Annotated in this window: 17 protein-coding genes and 1 riboswitch; of the genes, 13 read left to right on the top strand and 4 right to left on the bottom strand. The window is 36.3% G+C overall.

The features are described 5' to 3' along the window. The 13 genes from E4T88_RS13625 to cbiD all read left to right on the top strand — a co-directional run bounded on the left by E4T88_RS13625 (nucleotide 1) and on the right by cbiD (nucleotide 17353). On the top strand, nucleotides 1-1092 hold the full coding sequence (locus E4T88_RS13625) for an efflux RND transporter periplasmic adaptor subunit (protein WP_135106330.1): 1092 nt from the start codon (nucleotides 1-3) through the stop codon (nucleotides 1090-1092). A 2-nt stretch (nucleotides 1093-1094) separates the two neighbouring features. Then, entirely contained in the window at nucleotides 1095-4193 is a 3099-nt protein-coding gene (locus E4T88_RS13620) for an efflux RND transporter permease subunit (protein WP_135106328.1), read from the top strand. A 126-nt stretch (nucleotides 4194-4319) separates the two neighbouring features. After that, entirely contained in the window at nucleotides 4320-5144 is an 825-nt protein-coding gene (locus E4T88_RS13615) for a helix-turn-helix domain-containing protein (protein ID WP_135106326.1), read from the top strand. 70 nt (nucleotides 5145-5214) lie between these two features. Next, nucleotides 5215-5562: a YciI family protein gene (locus E4T88_RS13610; protein ID WP_135106324.1), complete on the top strand. Its 348-nt coding sequence runs from the start codon at nucleotides 5215-5217 to the stop codon at nucleotides 5560-5562. 253 nt (nucleotides 5563-5815) lie between these two features. Beyond that, complete coding sequence (gene nhaA / locus E4T88_RS13605; protein WP_135106322.1) at nucleotides 5816-7144, top strand: Na+/H+ antiporter NhaA; 1329 nt, start codon at nucleotides 5816-5818, stop codon at nucleotides 7142-7144. Between the two features lie 142 nt (nucleotides 7145-7286). After that, nucleotides 7287-9656, top strand: coding sequence for a TonB-dependent receptor (locus tag E4T88_RS13600; protein ID WP_135106320.1), 2370 nt, complete (start codon nucleotides 7287-7289; stop codon nucleotides 9654-9656). Nucleotides 9657-9786: 130 nt separating this feature from the next. Continuing rightward, entirely contained in the window at nucleotides 9787-10581 is a 795-nt protein-coding gene (locus E4T88_RS13595; RefSeq protein WP_135106318.1) for a DUF6597 domain-containing transcriptional factor, read from the top strand. A 171-nt stretch (nucleotides 10582-10752) separates the two neighbouring features. Further along, the gene (locus E4T88_RS13590; protein WP_135106316.1) at nucleotides 10753-11157 is read left to right on the top strand and encodes a RidA family protein; all 405 of its coding nucleotides are present in this window, start codon (nucleotides 10753-10755) and stop codon (nucleotides 11155-11157) included. An 11-nt stretch (nucleotides 11158-11168) separates the two neighbouring features. Beyond that, nucleotides 11169-11370, top strand: a riboswitch (cobalamin riboswitch). A gap of 281 nt (nucleotides 11371-11651) precedes the next feature. Beyond that, the gene (locus E4T88_RS13585) at nucleotides 11652-12359 is read left to right on the top strand and encodes a precorrin-2 C(20)-methyltransferase (protein ID WP_135106314.1); all 708 of its coding nucleotides are present in this window, start codon (nucleotides 11652-11654) and stop codon (nucleotides 12357-12359) included. Between the two features lie 5 nt (nucleotides 12360-12364). Continuing rightward, complete coding sequence (locus tag E4T88_RS13580; RefSeq protein ID WP_135106312.1) at nucleotides 12365-13495, top strand: ABC transporter substrate-binding protein; 1131 nt, start codon at nucleotides 12365-12367, stop codon at nucleotides 13493-13495. After that, nucleotides 13496-14527: an iron chelate uptake ABC transporter family permease subunit gene (locus E4T88_RS13575; RefSeq protein ID WP_135106309.1), complete on the top strand. Its 1032-nt coding sequence runs from the start codon at nucleotides 13496-13498 to the stop codon at nucleotides 14525-14527. A 4-nt stretch (nucleotides 14528-14531) separates the two neighbouring features. Further along, nucleotides 14532-15533 (top strand): ABC transporter ATP-binding protein, encoded by a 1002-nt coding sequence (locus E4T88_RS13570; RefSeq protein ID WP_167755462.1) that lies wholly within the window; start codon nucleotides 14532-14534, stop codon nucleotides 15531-15533. After that, the gene (gene cbiD / locus E4T88_RS13565) at nucleotides 15530-17353 is read left to right on the top strand and encodes a cobalt-precorrin-5B (C(1))-methyltransferase CbiD (RefSeq protein ID WP_135106306.1); all 1824 of its coding nucleotides are present in this window, start codon (nucleotides 15530-15532) and stop codon (nucleotides 17351-17353) included. The genes E4T88_RS13570 and cbiD overlap by 4 nt, the downstream gene beginning before the upstream one ends. 7 nt (nucleotides 17354-17360) lie before the next feature. On the opposite strand, the gene cobM is transcribed toward cbiD, so the two are convergent. Genes cobM through E4T88_RS13545 form a run of 4 tightly spaced genes read right to left on the bottom strand, consistent with a single transcriptional unit; the run spans nucleotide 17361 to nucleotide 23292 of the window. Continuing rightward, nucleotides 17361-19178, bottom strand: coding sequence for a precorrin-4 C(11)-methyltransferase (cobM, locus tag E4T88_RS13560; protein ID WP_135106304.1), 1818 nt, complete (start codon nucleotides 19176-19178; stop codon nucleotides 17361-17363). Then, nucleotides 19175-20368, bottom strand: a complete 1194-nt coding sequence (gene cbiE / locus E4T88_RS13555) for a precorrin-6y C5,15-methyltransferase (decarboxylating) subunit CbiE (RefSeq protein WP_135106302.1) — start codon at nucleotides 20366-20368, stop codon at nucleotides 19175-19177. Before cbiE ends, cobM begins: the two co-directional genes overlap by 4 nt. A 10-nt stretch (nucleotides 20369-20378) precedes the next feature. Continuing rightward, nucleotides 20379-21788: a precorrin-3B C(17)-methyltransferase gene (cobJ, locus tag E4T88_RS13550; protein WP_135106300.1), complete on the bottom strand. Its 1410-nt coding sequence runs from the start codon at nucleotides 21786-21788 to the stop codon at nucleotides 20379-20381. A 1-nt stretch (nucleotide 21789) separates the two neighbouring features. Next, nucleotides 21790-23292, bottom strand: a complete 1503-nt coding sequence (locus E4T88_RS13545) for a PepSY domain-containing protein (protein ID WP_135106298.1) — start codon at nucleotides 23290-23292, stop codon at nucleotides 21790-21792.

Genomic DNA, 23292 nt, shown 5'->3' with positions numbered 1-23292 from the left:
ATGATAACAAAGAAAATTCTATTATTTACATTAACGATTCTTTTTTTATCGCTTGTTTCCTGTACAGGGAATGGAGAAGCTAATTCCGATAAACAAGCAGAAATTGTTCCGGCTTTCTATTCGTCAGTAAAGACTGTAAAGGCAGCATACGAAACGAGGATAGAAATGTTGACTCTTACAGGACAAGTAGAATATGATTCAGATAAAGTAATCAATTATTATCCTCTAACTGAGGGAGTAGCTGGCAGGGTTTATTTTTCACTCGGAGATAAAGTTGAAAAAGGACAAGCACTGTTAGATATTCATAGTAAGGATTTATCTGAGTTACAAAGTGAGCAAAGCTCTCTACAGGCTGAAATACGTATCATAGAGCGTGAACTTAAATCTGCCAGGGAGATGTTTAAAGACAAGATGCTTTCGGAAAAAGAGTTGTTGGAAATAGAAACTAAACTCAAACAAACACAGACTTCCTTATCAAAAGTAAAAAATGATATGCAGCTATTCGGCTCAGACAAGGGAAATGGGATCTTTTCTATAAAAGCTCCTATGTCCGGATATATTGTATCCAAAAACGTAACATCAGGAAGTACATTATCTTCCGATAACGGCACTCTTTTTACGATTGCCGATCTATCCACAGTGTGGGTAGTGGTTAATGTATATGCCGGTAACCTACAGCTGGTAAAGGAGGGAATGGATGTAAATTTTACAACATTGTCTTATCCTAATGAAACATTCGAAGGTAAGATCAACTTGATGTCACAAGTTTTTGACCCTGAAGATAAAGTCTTGAAGGCAAGAATTATTATATCGAATAAAGACCTGAAGTTGAAACCCGGAATGTCTACTATTGTTTATCTGAAAAATGAAGTTGGAGAGAAAAATATAGCTATCCCTTCTGATGCATTAATATTCGATAAAGACCACTATTTTCTTATAATAAAAAATACCGATGGTAATTTTCAGATAAGAGAGGTCTTTTTAAAAGGGCATAGCGGACAGGTATCTTATATAAAATCAGGATTATCTGAAGGAGAAGAAGTTGTGACCTCAAACCATTTACTAATATATTCAGGGCTTAACAATAAATAATTATGCACAAATTTGTTGAGAATATTATTGCATTTGCACTACGTAACCACATATTAGTACTTTTTCTAACGTGTATACTCGCAATAGCAGGAGTTATTTGCTTCCAAAACACCCCTATAGAAGCATATCCGGACGTCACTAACACACGCGTGAAATTAATCGCTCAATGGCCAGGGCGAAGTGCCGAAGAAGTTGAAAAATTTGTCACTTTACCTATCATGCAGCAACTAAATACCATCCCTCGTAAAACAGATGTACGTTCGACTTCCCTTTTTGGCTTGTCTGTAATTACTGTTCTATTCGAAGATGGGGTTGATGATTTCTTTGCCCAACAATATGCGTCTAATAGGATGCAAGATCTCGACCTCCCTGAAGGTGTAGAATTATCAATAGAGCCACCTTCGGGTGCTACAGGTGAAATTTTTCGTTATGTTCTCAAGAGTGATTTGCCTGTACGCGAGGTAGCTGCTATCAACTCTTGGGTCGTAGAGCGTGAATTATTATCTGTGTCGGGAGTAGCAACAATAGCCAGCTTTGGTGGAGAAGAAAAAATTCTAGAGGTGAAAGTAAATCCTGCTGAGCTTGCAAACTATAACCTTTCCCCTTTGGATGTATATGAAGCCGTTGAGCGAAGTAATATAAATGTTGGTGGTGATGTAATACAAAAAGGAAGCCAAGCATTTGTTGTTAGGGGGATAGGCTTGCTTGAAAGTATAGAAGATATTGAGAATATACTCATTGAAGTAAAAGGCAGCTCACCTATACGTGTAAAACAGGTTGCCGAAGTGGGTATATCCTCTAAACCGCGTTTAGGACAAGTCGGTCTAAATGACGACGACGATGTGGTACAAGGTATTGTAATTATGTTGCGAGGGCAAAACCCCAGTGAGGTGATTGTTCATCTGAAAGAAAAAATAGCAGAGCTTAACGAGCGTATCCTGCCTGATAACGTGAAGATAGAGCCTTTTCTTGACCGTACTAACCTTGTGAATGCAACCGTGCATACCGTTCTTCGCAACCTACTCGAAGGTATTTTGTTAGTATCACTCGTGGTCTTCATATTTCTTTTCAACTGGCGTACATCACTCATTGTGGCATCCGTCATCCCATTATCATTCTTGTTTGCCATTATCATGCTGCGTATACAAGGTTTGCCTGCAAATCTCATATCGATGGGAGCCCTAGATTTCGGGCTGTTACTGGAAGGAACACTGGTTATTGTCGAAAGTGTATATGTCGCAATGGAAAAGCGATCGCATGATCTGGGTAGCCGTTTTAATCCGATGCTGAAAGGTGGATTGATCCGCAAAAGCGCCGGAAGTGTAGCTTCATACATCTTTTTTGCACAGATAATATTGGTAGTTGCACTATTCCCTATATTTTCGTTTCAGAAGGTTGAAGGAAAAATGTTTCAGCCGCTGGCCTTTACCTTAGGTTATGCGCTATTAGGTTCACTTATTTTGTCATTAACGTATGTGCCGGTTATGTGTAAATTATTATTGACAAAATCGGTAAAAGAGAAAACCAATTTCGTAAGTCGTTTCTTTACCCGAGTTTTATACAATATGTTTGCGTTTGCAAGTAGACATCGTATACAGACTATAGTGGTATTTTTAGTAATACTAACCACTTGCGTTATTCGTTTTTCATTCTGGGGCACTGAATTCATTCCTCAGATGAACGAAGGTGCAATATATGTGCGAGCTACGCTACCCAACAGTATTAATTTGGATGAATCGGTACGCATAACAAAAGAAATGAAAAAGAAACTTAAAAGCTTTGAAGAAGTTGATTTTATTTTAACGCAAACGGGACGTCCAAACGATGGAACTGATGCTACCGGATTTTTCAATATAGAATTTCACACAGAACTGAAACCTGAAAAAGAGTGGAAACACAAAATAAGTAAAGATGATCTGATAGCACAAATGCAAGACTCATTAAATATCTATCCGGGTGTTGTATTGGCATTCAGCCAACCCATACAAGACAATGTAGAAGAATATGTTGCCGGTGTAAAGAGCTCTTTGGTTATAAAAATATTCGGCTCAGACCTACGTCAGCTTGAAGATTTAGCTGATCAAACAGCAGCAACGATCAAAAACATACGAGGGATAGAAGATGTTAATGTATTTCATAGTATTGGACTGCCCGAACTCCGCATAAAGTTAGAAGAATCGCATATGGCACGTTATGCTGTATCTATGAAAGATGTACAAACGGTTGTTGAAATGGCGATAGGTGGTAAGGCTGCGACATCTTTCTATGAGAACGAACGTACATTTGATGTGATGGTGCGTTTTCAAAAAGAGTTTAGGGACAATGAAGATAAAATAGGGAATATTCTTATCCCGACAATGGATGGCAAACAAGTCCCGCTGAAAGAAATAGCTAGTATTGATTTTATTACCGGACCTGCATTTATCTACCGTGAAGGTAGCAGCCGTTATGTAGGAGTTGGTTTTAGTATACGAGACAGGGATTTGGGATCGACTATAGACGAAGCTCAAAAAGCTGTTGGACAAAATATAAAGCTTAAATCTGAAAATAAAATGGTATGGGCTGGCGAATTTGAAAGCCAACAACGCGCCACAAAACGTTTGACATTTATTATTCCGGCTGCACTTTTGATGATTATATTTCTATTATATATGAACTTCATGACAGTGAAAGATACGCTGATAGCCGTAAGTGCTATGCCATTTGCATTTATCGGCGGTTTTGTATCTTTATGGTTAACAGGTACAGTCTTCGGTATATCGGCAGGCATCGGATTTATTATCTTGTTCGGTATCGTTTCTATAGATAGCATCTTGTTGGTAACACTCATGAAGAAAAAAGTACAACAAACGCATAACCTCCGCACAGCAATCAATGAAGCCGTATCTCAACGTGTACGACCGGTTCTGATGATTGCCCTAATGGGGTCGATGGGGCTACTTCCCGCAGCTTTATCTACCGATATGGGTTCTGAGATTCAACGCCCGTTAGCTATAATGATTGTAGGTGGAATAATTATATGCATGATTCTTTCTTTTACAGTATTACCTCAAGTATTTTATTTTGCTTATAGAAGGGATAAAAGACTACGAAAAGAATAGAAGTATTTAATAAAAGAAAATTGCAATAATTGTGTAAATTTGCTGCTATAGGCAGTCTATAATTAGACTCTTATAATTCATATAGTATTAAATAAACAGAGCATATTCCTGTATAAACAATCACGTATGATAAAAGAATACTCTATGGCAGATGCTCTTCCTGATAATGCCTTATCAAAATCATTTTTTATAAGGCATTTCGAATCAGGGGAGAATGTAGAGATCGAATGGCCTCATAGCCACTCTTTTTTTTCTTTTGTTTGGTTTACTCATGGAAGTGGATTTTATGTGATTGATTCTGAAGAATACACAATAAAACCACAGAGAGTATTTTACGTTGCTCCTAAGCAGATTCATAATTGGAGCTTCTATGATAATGTACAAGGATATATTATTTTTATAGACCAATTAGCCGGGTTAGATATGAATTTGAGCTATAGCTCTCCTTATATTGATATCGATAATATTGATGTGTCACTTCATTTATCTATTCTTGAAGATATTAATAAAGAGTTGCTTTATAAAGATGATGCATCAGAAGAAAATATAAAAGCCGGGCTCTTGTACTATTCTCGCTTATTATATAGGATAGCCAAAAGGAAGCAGGTAAAAACATATCAAAGTAATACACTAATAGAGCAATTTAAAGAGTTAATTCTATCCGATTATTCGAAATTATATACAATCTCTCATTATGCAAACAAACTAAATGTACGAGAAGAGAAATTGAATGAAACATGTAAAAGAATACTAGGTATCTCATCCAAGCAATATCTACTTAATCTTAAAATAACTGAGGCTAAACGGCTATTGATATACTCCGACTACAATATAAGTGAAATCACTTATCTGATCGGATTTGATGATTCTTCATATTTTGCCCGAATTTTTAAGAAAAAAACAGGACTTTCTCCTAGTACTTTTCTTAAAAAGTACCGAAAACAGCCCTAAAAGTGCTGATATATTTCTTATTGACATCTTTATATTTGTATTTGTTTTAAATATTAATAAATTGTATGATATGAAAGATTTTCTATTGATATTCAGATTAAATAAAGATTCGGAGATAAAACCATCTCCAGAACAAGTGAAAGAAAGAATGGAATGGTTCAGTAGTCTAATGAAGCAGAATAAAGTATCCGATAAAGGAAATACCTTATCCCCCTTAGGAGCAAAAACAATTCATTCGAATGGAAATATTGCAAATAGTGCTCACTCAGAAGGCACAGAGATTGTAACAGGATATGTAGTCATAAATGCAGAAACAATTGATGAGGCAGTAGAGATTGCCAAAGCGAATCCTATTTTTAAAATTGGCGGTAGTGTGGAAGTTCGAGAAGTTGCCAAATTCATAAAAGGGAACGATTAATTTATAATTAGATTATATAACTAACAAAGTCGTGATTTATAATATGAATCACGACTTTTTGTCTATTGGTTAGTCTTATCAGAGAAGATAAATTCATTTAGAAAAGGGAACGTAAACATTAAAGATCTTAAATGTCGATAAATGTTAAAAAATATATGAAGTAGAAAAATATTTTTATTTTTGACTTTTACTTAAGTTTACAACTAAGGTACATTTTATTGTAGATAAAACATTCTCATAAAAAACTATATCGATGACAGAAGAAAAAAAAGAACCCATAGACAAGGTTGTTCAGCCCATTCAAAAATTTATATTACAGGAAAAGGCAGGAGGGATCGTTCTTGGGCTAAGTGTTATAATTGCAATGATTCTTGCTAATTCTTCTTGGTCGGAAGATTATTTTCATTTTTTAGAACATAAATTAGGATTTGTATTTAATGGAATTCCTTTTTTTGAATATAATATCCATCATTGGATCAACGATGGCCTGATGGCCGTATTTTTCTTTGTTGTTGGGCTAGAACTTAAACGGGAAATAGTAGGAGGGGAGCTGTCCAATCCTCGTAAAGCTCTTTTACCAATTGGAGCAGCAATAGGAGGCATGCTTGTTCCCGCACTCATCTATATAAGTCTTAATCCATCAGGAGAAGTCCATCATGGCTGGGGTATTCCGATGGCTACTGATATTGCTTTTGCCCTGGGTATTTTGTATCTGTTGGGGAACAAAATACCTATATCGTTGAAAGTCTTCCTTACGGCTCTCGCCATTGTTGATGATTTGGGAGCTGTTTTGGTTATTGCATTTTTTTATACCTCCGATATCTCTTTTATAAGCCTTGCCACAGGTTTCGGCTTTACTTTTATCATGTTTGTTGGCAATAAAATGGGAGTCAGAAGTATTTTGTTTTATGCTATATTGGGAATTCTTGGGGTATGGACATCATTCTTGTTATCGGGTGTTCATGCTACAATAGCTTCTGTTATTGCAGCTTTCATGATTCCTGCCGATGTCAAAATAAGAGAAAATCTATTTGTTGAACGAATAAAGAAATACCTGAATAAATTTAGAGAAGTCGATCCAAAAAGTGAAATTCCGACACTTACAAATGATCAGTTACATCTACTCGAAGAAATAAAAATAGATACGAATAAAGCAATTCCTCCGTTGCAACGCTTAGAGCACAGAATGCATCCTTTAGTGACTTTCGTTATAATTCCGATATTTGCTTTAGCGAATGCGGGAGTTTCCCTAAACATTGATATAGAGCAGCTATTCAGCACAAATATAGCTTTAGGTGTGGCACTAGGTCTGTTATTAGGGAAAGTGTTGGGAGTTGTAGGTTTTACGCTTTTACTTATTAAATTAAAGGTTGCTCCTTTTCCAGAAGGAATGAATGTGCATAACCTACTAGGTATAAGCCTACTCGCATCTATCGGTTTTACCATGTCATTATTTATCACATCACTCGCATTCACCCATCCTGAATATATGGTACAAGCAAAAATTGGTATTTTTGCAGCTTCTATTATAGGCGGAATGTTAGGGTATATGACATTAAGTCGTTCCATAAAACGGAAATAATACCGTTCCGTATTATACTTATATGAATTTATCAAGAGAATGCTTGTAACAAAAGACTCTCATAGTAGTATAAATTGTGAACTAATTTCTTTATCTAAATGTTGAATTTGTGGGTTTTAATTAATTCGCTCACTAAATATTTATGAAAACGATTTTATTTGTATTTATATCACTCTTTAGTATTAGTGTATTCTCTCAGCAGAAGCATTCATTAAAGGGAACAGTCATAGACAAAGGAGACAGAAGCCCTATTCCTTATGCCAGTATAATAGTAAAGGGTACGACTATTGGTACACAGACAGATGAAGAAGGGCGTTTTTCTATTGAAAATCTATTACCCGGACCTTATACCCTTCTAGTATCATTTGTTGGGTATAAAGCTGAACAAACCCCTGAATATTTATTGACAGTAAAAGATTTACAAATAACCGTTGAATTAGAAGAAAATACGAATGAGTTAGCCGATGTAAATGTCTATCCGATGCCTTTCAGGCGTTCTATTGAAAGCCCGGTTGGATTACATGTTATAAGTACACAGGAAATAGAGAAAAGCCCTGGAGCTAACCGCGATATATCGCGCATTGTACAATCTTATCCGGGTGTAGCTTTCTCGCCAGGAGGTTATCGAAACGATTTAATTGTAAGAGGTGGTGGGCCTTCCGAAAACAGTTTCTTTCTGGATGGTATAGAAATACCTAACATTAATCATTTTAGTACACAAGGAGCTTCTGGAGGGCCTGTAAGTATCATAAGTGCAGATTTGATCAAGGAAGTAAACTTCTATACAGCAGCTTTTCCATCGTACAGTAGTGATGCATTAAGCTCTGTCGTAAGTTTCAAATTAGCTGATGGGAATCCTGAAAAGCAATCTTTCAAAGGAACTTTAGGTGCATCGGAAGCTTCTGCAACAGCCAATGGACCTTTAAGTAAAAAGACAACATATACCGTATCTATAAGGCGATCTTATCTGCAACTTCTTTTCGATCTCATAGGACTCCCTTTCTTGCCAACATACAATGATGCCCTGTTCAAGATAAAAACTCAATTGTCACCTACTAACGAGCTTACATTCATAGGTGTTGGTGCAATAGATGATATGAAGCTAAATAATAAAGCTACTACCGAAGATGCCGAATACATACTGGGTTATTTGCCGACTATAAAGCAGGAAACTTTTACCTTGGGGGCAGTTTATAAGCATTACAACAAACGTAATAGACAGACTCTAGCTCTCAGCCATAGTTACCTGAATAACCGTAATACGAAATATCAGGACAACTTGAATAACGACCCTGATATGCTAAGGTTAAAATACAAATCATTGGAACAAGAATCGAAACTTAGATTCGAGAACCTTACGCCGCTTGGTAAATGGAAAATTAATACAGGACTAAATATAGATTATGTGCAATATAGCAATAATAGTTTTCAGGTATTTTTTAATAATGATGAAGAAACGTCTCTCCAATATGATACACAACTAAGCTTTTTCAAATGGGGTCTATTCTCGAATATAGATTATGTCTCAACAAATGAGAGATTCAAATCATCTTTTGGAATAAGGTTAGATGCAGCTTCCTATTCACATAATACCAAGCAAATATTCAATCAGGTTTCGCCCCGTCTGTCTTTATCATATAGGCTTATAGCTAATTTGAATGCCAACGCTAATATCGGACGTTACTTCCAGCTTCCACCTCTTACAGCAATGGGATTGAAAGATAACAATGGTATGTTTGTAAACAAGGGATTGGATTATATGCGTGTTGATCAGGTATCGGCAGGCTTCAATTATCAGTCGATAAAGAATTTCGAAATATCTTTAGAAGGTTTTTATAAATATTACAACAATATGCCTTTATCTGTGAAAGACGGCATTCCTTTGATGAGTAAGGGGGACGATTACGGAGCGATAGGGAACGAACTGCTTGTATCGGATGCAAGAGGTAAAAGCTATGGTGTGGAATTATTAGCAAGATGGGTAGTCGCTCGTAAAGTAAATGTTTTATCTTCATTTACTTTATTCAAAAGTCAATTTGCAAAAAAAGAAGGCAAGTATCTTCCTTCGGCTTGGGATAATGGATATATATTTAATCTTACAGGAACCTATTATTTTAATTCAAATTGGAGTCTAGGAGCAAAGATAAAGTCGATAGGTGGAGCACCTTTTACTCCTTACGATAAAGACAAATCCTCGCTGGTTTTGGCTTGGAATGCTTCGGGAAAACCTTATCTCGACTATACTCAATACAATACTTTGCGTAACCCTTCATATACTCAGCTAGACTTGAGAGTAGATAAAATTTTTTATCTGAAGAAGTATATGCTTGGTCTTTACCTCGATTTACAGAATGTAACACGAAGTTCGTTCAGAAGACAAGATGTAATTGTAAGTACGGGAAATATCATAAATCCGCAAGCACCAATAGAAGAACAACGTTACGAGATGAAAAACTTGAAACGTTCGAGTGCATCTATAATCCCTACCATTGGAGTGACATTTGAATTCTAAAAATTAGTAAGATTAATTCATTTTAAAAAATTTATCTTTGTAATATAAAATAGCCTTCTCTTAGCATTGATATGTATTGTGAAACATTCACTCATGTTTTAGATTATCTATTTTACATATATAAAGATAAATGTTTTATAAAAAAATTATTCCAATAAAGGCTCTACAAGATTACATCCAATATTTTTGGATATTGGAGGACTTTAAGAATAATTCTAGTGATAAATGTTTTAAGATTATCCCGGATGGACTACCGGCATTAATATTCCAACAAGAACCAAACTTGTTTTTTGATAAAAAGGGGCATGCGTTACCTCAATTGTATTTATATGGGCAATATTCTAAATATACGGAGCATACAGTTAGTGGATACTTTAGCGTTATTGGCGTATATTTGCAACCAACGGCTTTAAAAACAATTTTTGGATTAGATGCTTTTGAGTTAAATCATCAAAATATTTCACTTGAAGACATTGTGAGGGATGCTATTCTTGAGCAACTTGTTAACGCAATTTCTTTAGAAGAAAAAATAAGCCTAATCTCTTCTTTCTTCCTTAAGCAAATAGAAAGAGTCAAAAATAATCATAAAAAGTTGGTGCATGCTTCGACATTATTACAAAATGGAAAAACTCTTAAAGAAATCCAATTAGAAATGAATTTGTCGGAGCGAACATTAGAAAGAATTATAAAACAGTCTGTTGGATTATCACCAAAGATATTTTCACGGATTATGCGTTTTCAAGACGGTTTAAATTGTTTGCGTCAGACAAATTTTGAAAATTTTACAGAACTTGCTTATCAATATGATTATTTTGATCAATCGCACTATAACAGAGAATTTAAAGAATTTACAGGAACTAATCCTAGAAACTTCATACTAAACTCAAAAGAGTATTTAGCTAACTTTCCTCAATGGCTTATCTAGAATTTGCTAGCGATGTATTCTTTCTACAATTCAATTTACGAGAACTATTGTATTTCTTTTTCTGAGAGTTGTCGGTTTTATCCAATTTCAAATAATACACTACCTATACTTTTGCATTACAAAAGAAATACCGCTTTGGTATTAGGATTGTTTATTTAAAGAAAAATTGAAATGAATAGTGATAAAATCAAAAGAGTCGTCAGATTAAATCCTGAAAATATTTCAAAGCCTGTTGGAAAATATTCACATGTGACTATAATTCCTAAAAATTCAACTCTATACACTTTCTCCGGACAGATTGGAACTGATAATTATGGAGTTATTCCTGATAGTATGAATGAACAGGTATACAATACTTTTAGGAATATTGAACAAATTCTGGAAAGTCAGAATTTAACTTCCGACGATGTTATAAAAGTCAATATCTGGGCTACAGAAGATATTGATTGGGATTTTTTTGACGCAAGATGGGGAAATTTATTTGGTACAATATACCCATCTATGACTATTGCTTATGTGAAGGCATTGGGTTTACCAGAGCTTAAAATTGAAGTTGAAATTTGGGCTTCAAAATAAAAAATATTAATACCTTTGCAGTCAGATTTCGGTATTGCAATTTCAAAATCGTGAAGTTGTAATAAAAGGGAACCCGGTGTGAATCCGGGGCTGTACCTGCAGCTGTAATTTCTCATAAAATCGGTTGAAAATTCCATGCCACTGTTTCGAAAGAAATGGGAAGGCTTTTAACCGGAGGATAGCCAGAAGACCTGCCAGATCTGACAAATAAACACCAAGCTTCCAGGGATAGGAGTGGTTGTGCAATACATCTTGTATTCATTGCTATTTTATTAATTTTCAGGAAACTCGTTGTTTTATTTTATTAGTTTTTTACAATGATAAAATAAGATATGAGACATTACATGTTTTTGAAGGCAGTATTGGTATGCTGCGAATATACGAACATACAAAATCCCTATCTCTAAACATATTTATTGTAACTACTACAGGTATTCAGTTGCTTACCTTTTGTTGAATTAAGCAGATTGTAACTATAATAATTTAAAATAAATATGTCTGATTTCGTTACATTTGTATCTCTTGGGCCAGGTGATGCCGAACTTATAAGCCTAAAAGCCTTAAAAGCTTTGCAACAAGCAGATATTATTCTCTGCCCCTCGACTGTTTCACCAGTCGGAAATATATTATCCCGTAGCCGTGATATTTTATTGGAACTGAATATTGATGATTCCGTTATTTCTCTTTTTGATGTACCTATGAGTAAAGATCGATCGCATGCTATACTCTGCTATAAGGAAGTTGCTGAGCTTATAGAAAAGCATTATGAGAAAAGATTAAAAATAGCTGTAGTAGCAGAAGGAGATGCAGGATTTTACTCTTCAACTCATTATATATCAGATAATCTAATATCAAAAAATATTCCGACAGAACGTATTGCCGGCATTCCGGCGTTTATTGCCTCTGCAGCCCTTGCCAATATCCATATAGCCAAACAAGAAGAAGAATTGCATATCATTCCCGGGATAATATCATCCAATGATTTAAAGAAAAGAATAGAAGCTGGAAACTCCATCGTGATAATGAAACCTTCTCAATCGGAACAGGCTATTAAGCAGGCTATGTCTTCAATAAATAAAGTGGGAATACATTATTTTGAGAATGTAGGAATTAAAGAAAAAGAATTCTATACGCAGGATATACATAAAATAATAGATCGCAAATTTCCTTATTTCTCACTATTAATAATTACAAAAGAATAATCTGGATGAAAAAACTACTTTTTATCTTATTTACTCTGGTTATTACATTTTCGGGCTGTAATCAAAATAAGAATGCAAAAACTATCGGAGATCGAAACTCTGCAGATTCTATGAATATTAAATATGCCAAAGGTTTCAAAGTGATTAGTTCCGCAAACTATAAATTAGTTGATATAACCGATCCATCCGGGGAGAGCGATATGCATTACAAATACGCTCTGGTCAATAGAGGGAGCAACAAAGAGGGCATACCTGCTGATTATCAGACTATAGAAATACCTGTCTGCAGTGTAATTTGCATGACCACACTGCAACTATCAAACTTTATTAAGCTCAATGCTTTGAATAAAGTTGTAGGGATAACTAGTACTCGCTTTCTTTTTAATGAACAGATGAATAGACAGATCAAAGAAGGCAAGACCAGTAAAATTGGTATAGAAGGTGAATTTGATAATGAGGCAATTCTCGCCCTAAATCCGGATATTATACTTGTTTCACCATTCAAAAAAGGGGGATACGATGCGATTCGAAACCTGGATATACCATTAATTAGTTTTTTAGGATATAAAGAAAGTTCTCCTTTGGGACAGGCAGAATGGATTAAGTTCATTGCTATGCTATTAGGAATAGAAGAACAAGCCAATAAACAGTTTGACGATATAGAAAACAAGTATAATAAATTAAAAGTATTGTCTGCTTCTGTCTCAGAACGTCCCACAGTGTTGAGCGGTGAATTACATTCGGGTAACTGGTATGTAGTTGGAGGAAACAGCTATCTGGCACAACTATTCAGAGATGCAGGAGCCGATTATTTTATGAAAAATGATAACGAATCCGGAGGTTTTTATGTCGATTTCGAAACTGTTTATTCGCAGGGAGCAAATACTGACTATTGGCGGATGGTGAATAGCCACGATGGAACATTCACTTACGATGCTTTGAAACAAAGTGATGCTCGGTATGCAGATTTTAAAGCTTTTAAGGATAAAAAGCTTATATATTGTAATCTGCGAGAGAAACCTTTCTATGAAAATACTCCTGTTGAGCCCGAAGTAGTTTTAGCCGATTTGATAAAAATATTTCATCCGTCATTGTTACCCGAATATGTTCCTGTTTATTACGAATTACTTAAATAAATGAAACGTCCCCTGATAGTTTTTGCACTGATTTCTACCTCTATACTAGTTTTCTTCATTCTGAATCTGGTATTGGGCACAATTTCCATACCGGTGGGTTCCGTTTGGAATATTCTATTCGGAATAAAGGAAGAGTCTATAATCTGGGAGAATATTATCTGGAAATCTCGTTTTCCTCAAACTATTACAGCCTTAGTGGCTGGTGCCGGACTATCTATTAGTGGATTACAGATGCAGACTCTATTTCGAAATCCATTAGCCGGACCTTCCGAACTTGGAATTAGCTCAGGTGCAAGTCTGGGGGTAGCTTTTATTATCCTACTTTCAGGTAGTGTTGGAGGAACAGCACTGATCAAGATGGGATTGTTTGGCGAGATAGCAATATCTATAGCGGCAGTAGTAGGTGCTTTGACTATAATGATTATCATTATAACTATTTCTCGGTTTGTAAGAGGAAACGTTATCCTGCTTATTATCGGCGTTATGATAGGATATATTTCAACAGCTATCATTGGTGTTTTGAAATTCTTTAGTAACGATGAAGATGTAAGAGCTTATGTAATCTGGGGGTTGGGTAGTTTTTCTAAAGTTTCAGGTAATCAAGTGTATACTTTTGTGGGCATTATGATTGTATTAATACCTCTTTCATTCCTATTGATAAAGACTCTCAATCTGATGCTTTTAGGCGAAGGTTATGCACGTAACCTTGGATTGAATGTAAAACAAGCCCGGCTCTATGTTATTGTTTGTTCGTGCATCATTACTGCTATTGTAACAGCTTACTGCGGGCCTATTGTTTTTTTGGGGCTGGCTGTACCTCACTTGTGCAGAACTATTTTTGTTTCATCCGACCATCGGATATTGATGCCTGCTGTAACTCTTACTGGTGCTTCTCTGGCTCTGTTTTGTAATTTGGTGGCCCGTATGCCGGGATTCGAAGGCGCATTACCTATCAATTCGGTAACAGCATTGATTGGCGCACCTATCGTTATTTCCGTCTTATTCGGTAAACGCAAAAATGAAGTCGGTTAGAGTTATGCATAAGAAAGAAAAGACAATAGAGCTAAAAGAGCTTGCTATAGGTTATTCATCACAAAAGAATATAAAGGTGATAGCCGAATATATCACTTCTGATATATGCAGCGGAGAGCTTACCTGTCTGCTGGGTGCAAATGGTATTGGCAAATCTACTTTGTTAAGGACATTAACCGCCTTTCAGCCTAAATTGTCTGGAGATATTGTTATTCATGGGAAAAAAATAGAGAAGTATTCAGAAAAAGAGCTAGCTACGTTAATTGGAGTCGTATTGACTGAAAAGTTCGAAATAAAGAATATGACATCCTATCAACTAATTGGCTTAGGACGCAGTCCATATACCGGATTTTGGGGAAAGTTAACTCTAGATGATAAAGAGAAAATAGAAGGGGCCATTTCACTCGTAAAAATAGAAAATCTATCTGAGCGAATGGTTGACACACTAAGTGACGGAGAGCGCCAAAAAGTAATGATTGCTAAAGCTCTGGCACAGGAGACTCCGATTATTCTTCTGGATGAACCTACTGCATTTCTGGATTTTCCGAGCAAAGTAGAACTGATGCAATTATTACATCAGTTATCTCGCAAAACAAATAAAACAATCTTCTTATCTACCCACGATCTTGATCTGGCTTTGCAGATAGCAGACAAAATATGGTTGATGGACAATGAACATGGTATTCAGATAGGTACTCCCGAAGACTTATCTTTAGATGGAAACCTGAGCAACTTCTTTGCTCGAAAAGGCATTGTATTTGACCAATATACAGGCTTGTTTAGAGTAGAGAATGATTTTAACAAGCAGATAAAGGTTACAGGAGATGGACAAATATATGCTATGATCCGTAAAGCTTTTTTACGAAATGGGATTTTAGCTTCACGCGATATTGAGTCTGACTTCTCTGTCGAAATTAAGGAGAACCGCATTTTACTGTACAAGCCGGATCAATCGCCTATAGCTATTACAAGTATAGAAGAACTCTTAAACCATATCATAATATGATACTCATATTCGGAGGAACGACAGAAGGTCGTAAAGTTGTTGCCGTTTGTGAAAGTGCAGCAAAGCATTTTTATTATTCAACTAAAGCCAAATCACAGAAAATAGAAACAGCATATGGCACTCATATTACAGGAGGTTTAGATGAGAAAGATATAATAGATTTTTGCAAAGAGAAAACTATAAAGCTAATTATAGATGCAGCCCATCCTTTTGCAGAAGTATTGCATCAGAATATAGCACAAGCTTCTAGTGAATTAAATATCCCAGTTGTCAGATATGAACGTAACTATCCCGATCAGGAAAATGATTTGCTTTGGTTCGAGTCTTATAAGGAAGCTATTGAACACCTAGAAAAAAACAATATTGATAATTTGCTTGCCCTAACCGGCGTAAATACTGTTGCTAAACTAAAACCTTACTGGCAGAAGCATAATTGCTGGTTCAGAATATTAGATAGAGACGAATCACGCTCTATCATACAACAAGAGAATTTCCCAATAGAACAGGTTTTATATTATCAACAAGGTGAAGATGAAACCTTACTCTTTGAGAAGCTCAAACCTCAGGCAATCATAACAAAAGAGAGCGGCGAATCCGGTGGGTTCAATGAGAAGGTTATAGCAGCCCGAAAACTGAATATTCCCGTTCTTGTAGTGAAACGTCCGACTTTATCTCCTGATTTTATTTCTGTATATGGTGAGAATGGATTAAGAAAGCAGATCGAAAAGCTTCTGCCTGAATTTTTTGATCTTAAAACGGGATATACTACCGGCACGTATGCTACGGCTGCAACTAAAGCCGCTTTATCGGCATTATTGACTAGGGAAAATCAAACCGAAATCAGCATAACTCTTCCAAATGGAGAATGGATAAAGCTTCCCATTCATTCGACTATATTAGAAGGCAAGCTTGCGAGTTGCTCTGTGATAAAGGATGCCGGAGATGACCCGGATGTAACTAACGGACACGAGATAGTATCTACTGTACGATTAACTCATGAACACAAAGGAGTTCGCTTTCTGCAAGGAAAAGGAGTTGGAGTAGTTACTTTACCCGGTTTAGGTCTTGAAATAGGAGGGCCTGCTATTAATAAGACTCCCCGAATGATGATGAAGCGCGAGCTCTTCAAAGTTATGCGTCATTATCAGGATAAATTGCCGGAACAAAATTTAAAGACAGGAATAGACGTCTCTATATCTGTACCGAAAGGTGAAGAAATTGCATTAAAGACTTTTAATCCGAAACTCGGAATAACGGGAGGTATATCCATTATCGGAACATCGGGTATTGTAAAACCCTTTTCTTCGGAAGCATTTATAGCCTCAATCCGTCGCGAAATGCAGGTTGCCAAAGCATTAGGATGTAAGAATGTGGTTGTCAATTCGGGTGCTAAAAGCGAACGATTTGTGAAACAACAATATCCCAATTTGCCTCCACAGGCTTTTATTCATTATGGTAACTTTATAGGTGAAACTATTATTGCAGCTTCAGAATTAGGCTTCGAGCGTCTTACAATGGGAATAATGATAGGTAAAGCCGTGAAATTAGCTGAAGGTTCATTAGATACCCATAGTAAAAAGGTGATTATGAATAAGGAGTTTATTTCGACATTAGCGAAAGAAGCCCGTTGTTCAGAGACTACAATAGACGCTATACAACAAATAACCATGGCACGACAGTTATGGGATGTTATTCCCGAAACAGAAGCTACATTCTTTTCACTGATAGTAAGAAGATGCCATCAGGTATGTATTCCTTTATTTCCCAATGGCACATTAGATATCTTATTAATTGATGAGTTCGGTAATATCAGGCAATGAGCTTTATCTAAGACCGAAACAAGTGTTTGAACTGATGTGAATAAAGTTTAGACAATCCCTGGCGATTTCCGATAGCTTCTCCTACAACTATCATTGTTGTCAAGGTTAGTTCATTTTCTTTGACAATTTTAGCTAAGTCTTTTAATTCTCCACGGTATATTTTTTCGTCTTTCCATGTCAGCTTATAACAAGCCGCAACAGGGGTCTCTGGTGGATAATGTTCCATAAGCTCTTGCTGAACCTGATCTACAACTGATGCACTCAAGAAAATACACATTGTACTTTGTGAACGTGCCAACAAATGTAACTTTTCTTTTTCCGGCATAGAAGTTCGTCCTTCTCCTCTTGTCAAAATGATTGTCTGTACTTTTTCCGGTATAGTAAATTGAGATTCTAAGGCAGCGGCAGCAGCTAGAAAAGAAGATATGCCTGGTGTAATATGGTAGGACATATTATACTTATCGAAGAAAGCCATTTGCTCTTGAATAGCACCATAGATACACGGATCTCCCGTATGTAAACGGACAACGAGTTTACCTTTATCATAGAACTCTTTCATTATCTCAAACTGCTCTTCTAAATCCATAGAAGCAGAACTCCGCACTGTCGCTCCCTGCTTAGCACAATAAGTCAGTTCTACAGGTACAAGGCTTCCCGCATATAAAATCAAGTCGGCTGCTTCCAAGAAATGACGTCCTTTTACTGAAATTAAATCAGGATCACCCGGACCTGCTCCAACAATTTCAATATGTCCCTGACGAATAGCCTTTCTATCTATTGCTATAGCAAATGTGAAGTCATTTCCATCGCTTAGTTTTCCCTTTTGTTTTTCTAATATAAGAGAGCCTCCGCCTGCACTTTTTATAGCCGAAGATTCAGCTACACCTGCCACTGTTGTTACTTCTTCAACCTTTTTGGAAGGATTAGCAACTTCAATATCCCTCAATTCATTTGCTGTGTAAATATTTACAGGAATATTTTTAAAATGAGATTGAAGTACTTTCAGCAAAGGTTCATCTTTCTTTATATCTATCGATGAAATATCTTTAATAGAAGCTATAGTTATATTGTTTTTATTTAAGGCTTCAGTTATATATTCACTGATACCGATAGGATTACATTCCTTACGGCAACCTACACCGAGGTGTAAAACTTTCGGATGATAATAAATTGTCTGAATATCTGTTTGCGGGTAGAGATAAGGTGTAACGGCGATTAGAAGCTGAAATTCAGATAGATTAATATCCTTATAGTTGTAATATAACTTTACATGTTCAGGGACTGTGCGTTCAAGATATTGAGTTCCTTCATCATTTATATCCAGTAGAAGAGCTGTCGTTTTTTTATTGACAAAAGTAATCAATGGCTTATTGAAATCAGCGGTATTTGATACTGTTGTCCATCCATATTTTTTGCCAAGGGTATCTAATGACCACAAGTTGGTATTATCGCTCTGAGTAGTAATAATAGTCTCAGCCCCCAATATATGAGCAATACGTTGAGTCAGATCATTTGCTCCTCCCACATGACCTGAAAGAACAGAGATAACATATTTTCCGGTACTATCTATATTTACAATGGCAGGGTCGGTATGCTTATCTTTTATATATGGAGCAATACTCCGCACACAGATTCCCATTGCTCCGATAAAAAGAATTGATTCTACTTTATCGAAAATATCACTTATACAACCACTTATAGATGATATCTGAATTGTTCCTTTAATATCGGATTTGGTGAATATTACAGTTTTATCTAGTTCGTTTTGAATAGTTCTGGCTATTTGCAAACTACTTTCTGATGTTAATATTATAGCATTCTTCATTTTGATATTTTTTTAGCTTTCATTACTTCTATCGTATTAAAGTCGTCAACCTTGATGGCAATACATTGTTCCAATTGCAGATTGTTATTTTCTATAGCTTGAAGAAACATCTCTTTACTATCTACCGATACGGAGTTAAAAACAATCACTCCTTCAGGGTTGAGAACAGTAGATACCCCTCTCATTATCTCATTCATCTTGCCACCATGACCTCCTATAAATACCGCATCGGGTGTTGGCAGAGCTGTAATATCCATATCTGTAAAGTCTCCTATAAAAGATTGAATACCAGGAGTACCAAATTTGCAGGAGTTATTTTCTATCAAGACCTTGCCTTCCTTTCTCTTCTCAAAAGCTAATACTTTAAGGTGTGGAAACTGCATCTTTACTTCGATAGAGACAGAACCTGTACAAAATCCGATATCCCAAAAGACAGATCTATCTCTCAAGTCCAACAGACTAAGAGACAACAAGCGTATAGGCATTTTGGTTATCATTTTTGCGCGTCCATCCAAAAGATAGAAATCATTTTCAGGAATACCCAAAGGACGGTAATGGCTGGTTGTCTTTTGTAGAATAAGATTGTTAGGAAATGAAAATTTTTTATCTAAAATATCTTTTAGTTCCCATGTTGTAGCCTTCTCTTTTTCTTTATTTCCCAACAATTCCCCAATACTAACCATATAGTTGTCATAACCATAGTCAAGCATTCGTTGAATAATCGCAGATGGAGTATGTTCTTTATTATCTGTCAGTACACCTATCTTATCGCATCCCAGAATTAGGGCTTCATCGAATTTATCCCATGCTCGGCCTGTTAGTGAGACAATATGCATATCCTGATAAGGTATCAGTAAACGGTGTGCCAACAATTGCAAGGAATTGAAAAACGGATGAATAACAATCTCGGCATCCGGCATCTCCCGTTGAATTGTATTTGCAAAGCCAAAAAACAAGGGATCTCCTGAAGCGAAAACTACAATTTCTTTATATTTACTGTATTGTTCAAAAACAGTAGATAAAGGTATTGTTATATTTATCCAGGATGAGTCTTCGGGCAAAAGAGACTTAACAATCTCATAATGTCTTGCCCCTCCTGAAAAAACAGAATGGTTATTAATAATGTCCAGTATATCAGGATTGAAATATTGGCTTTGATTATCATCTATACCTATTACATAGAATTTCATAACTATCTCTTTATAGGTCTCTTCCCGGTTTTAATTGTTCCGCATCATCAAAAGTGAGAATGGCGTTTACTAATGTTGCAGCCAGATTACTTCCTCCTTTACGCCCTTCAATTATTAGCTTGGGCACATCAATAAAAGGCTTGACCATATGCTTTGATTCACATACATTGACGAAGCCAACTGGAGCAGCTATTATTCCCGCAGGCTTTGCCTTATCTTTTCGTATTAGTTCGCATAGTTCCATCAGCGCAGTAGGTGCATTTCCGAATACAAAGAGAGCATTAGGATATTCTTCCACAGCCAAACGAATACCTGCTTGTGTACGAGTTATATCTTTCAGCTTAGCCAATTCAGCCACTCGTTCGTCATGCAGATAACATTTTACATCTATACTTAATCGCTCCAAAGCCCCTCTGCGAATCCCCGAGGCAACCATCGTAACATCAGTAATAATAGTCTTTACGTTACCATTCACAAATTCAGAATGAAGCTTTCCAACCGCTCTTTCATCCGTATATAGGATATTTTCCATATCAAAATCAGCTGTCGTATGAATAGCATGAAGTAAAGCCCATTTCTTACCTAATGAGATGTTCTTACTCTTCAATTCACCTTCAATAGTACGGAAACTACGTATCATTATATCCTGTCCGATGCCTACATCTTCGTTCTTTTCTTCTCTGTAATATCCACGGGGTGTTACAATGTGATTTTCACCGAAAATATAAGACTGAGAATTGCCGATAATGACAATGGTAAACATATCTATTTCTTGGGGATCAAACTCACCCAGAGTCGTCACATTAATTTGCTGTTCGTCACGTCCGGCCTGACGAATATAGCCAATTGGTGTTTCGAGCGAACGCTCCTTTCTGAATAATTCTATCAGGCGGTTTATCTGCCAGTAGCGTCCATTACTCTTAGGATTATAGATTGCTGTAACAAAGTCAGCAGAAGCTGCCGCTATAATTCTTTTTTCTATCCTATCCCAGGGCGTCATTAGGTCGGATAGTGAAATGATGCAGAAATCGTGTCCTATAGGAGCTCCTAATAAGGCGGCGGCTTTTTGGAAAGCACTAATACCCGGCAAGACTTCAATCTCTATCGAGCTTTGTTTCTCTTTCTTCATCTCATAAACAAGCGGAGCCATTCCGTAAATGCCTGCATCTCCCGAACTGATTACACAGACCGTTTTGCCTTGCTCTGCATATAGGAAAGCTTCTTTAGCCCGTTCCTTTTCTTTCTTCATACCTGTATCGATACAGAGGCTGTCGGGCTTAATAATATCTTCTATAAACTGAAAATAGTATTTATAACCTACAATCACATCCGATATACGAATGGCATCCAATACAGCCGGAGTTATATCTTCCTTCGACCCCGGACCTATCCCTGCAACTATTATTTTTCCTGTAAACATATTAAAATGATTTATCTTCTGTTTCTTTGATACAAAGAGATTTCTTCAACTTCCTTACTTTTCTTATAATATATTTTATCCCCAGCCATACCCCCGTAATAGAAACGAATGTACCGCCTATCAATGTTATCCACATTGCGATATTCCATAGGATAGGATACTTTGCGAAGAATCCGGTTTTGTAACTATGCAATGCCTGATAAGTCCATTTGTGAACCTTACTGTTGGTATTAAAATATCGAATATTCCCATTTTTAGGATTAATATAATAAGTACTTTTATCAGCATCAGCAATCTCCACTTTGTATACAGGTAATGTTAGATGGTCTGTTAAGCCAACGTAATAGTTATCATATTTGCTCATTAATGATATTTTCATCGGCTCACTGTGCGTCTGAACTATATAACCTTTTATATCTACTTCTTTAAGATTTAAAAGTTTAAGACTATCTTCCGAAGCATCTATTGTTAACAGTTTCTTTCCTACGATAACCTTGTATAATGGTTTTTGTCCGAAATACGCCCATTCTACACTCTTTATCTCTCCCGAATAAGCCTCTACAACTTTTTGAACATTCAGTTTGTAGTCCTGAAGAATAACAGGGTGGGGTAGAAGCATATTTTCCTCAATAGATGGATTGTGTACTTTCGCAATCCAATCGGGAACATCATTCAAAGACATCATTCCACTAAATGTAAACGTGAAAACAAATATCCCGAAAACAAAGCCCATGATATGATGCCATTTATATGCAATTTTTCGATATGGGCTTCCCCATTTCTTTTTTTTACGATGCTGTATGATGTACGAACGTATACCTATAATAATACCTGCAATGCAGACTAAACAGCCTATGCCGGATAAACAAGTTATAACATTAGTCCAAAGTTTTGTGTTTTGCCTTAATGAAGTAAAGTATACCCAATGCGGGATTGCACCCAGCCATGACCAGAAACGATTGTCTTTATTCGTAAATTGCAATGCGTCTCCTGTTTGCGAAGAGATATAAAGTTGATGTTTATCCTGATCTCCAAAATAGAACTTATAAATAGGAAAATCTTTCTTTAGATAGCTAAAAGGAATCCATTGTTCAAGTTCGCGAAGAGTATCTACTTTTACAATATCTGCATTAGACCATTTTTTAGCATACTCTTCTATCTGACGAAAAGATGGTGTTCTTTTTATCTTATTCGATACTGCTGCACTATCCGCAGATATTTGGGCAGTGCCTTCTTTCGATATGCTTTCAAAAAAAGCTTTTCCGGCATACGATCTTAGCGATAGTTTGGTGAATGTTGTTCCTTCAGGTAAACATTTTACAAGTGAATCTGGAGATAGAATATTCCGGGGTAGGATATCCATATGTGCATATCTATCAATATTGGATACACGAGGAAATGTATGATAAATCATGACAAATCCCGACAGGAACCAAACAACGAACAGAATACTGAGAATAGTCCCCAGTATTCTGTGTGTAGAGTATAATATTCTTTTCAACAT

The organism is Dysgonomonas mossii (genome assembly GCF_004569505.1).
In the GTDB taxonomy this organism is placed as follows: Bacteria; Bacteroidota; Bacteroidia; order Bacteroidales; family Dysgonomonadaceae; genus Dysgonomonas.
This window is presented reverse-complemented; position numbering and strand designations above follow the sequence as displayed.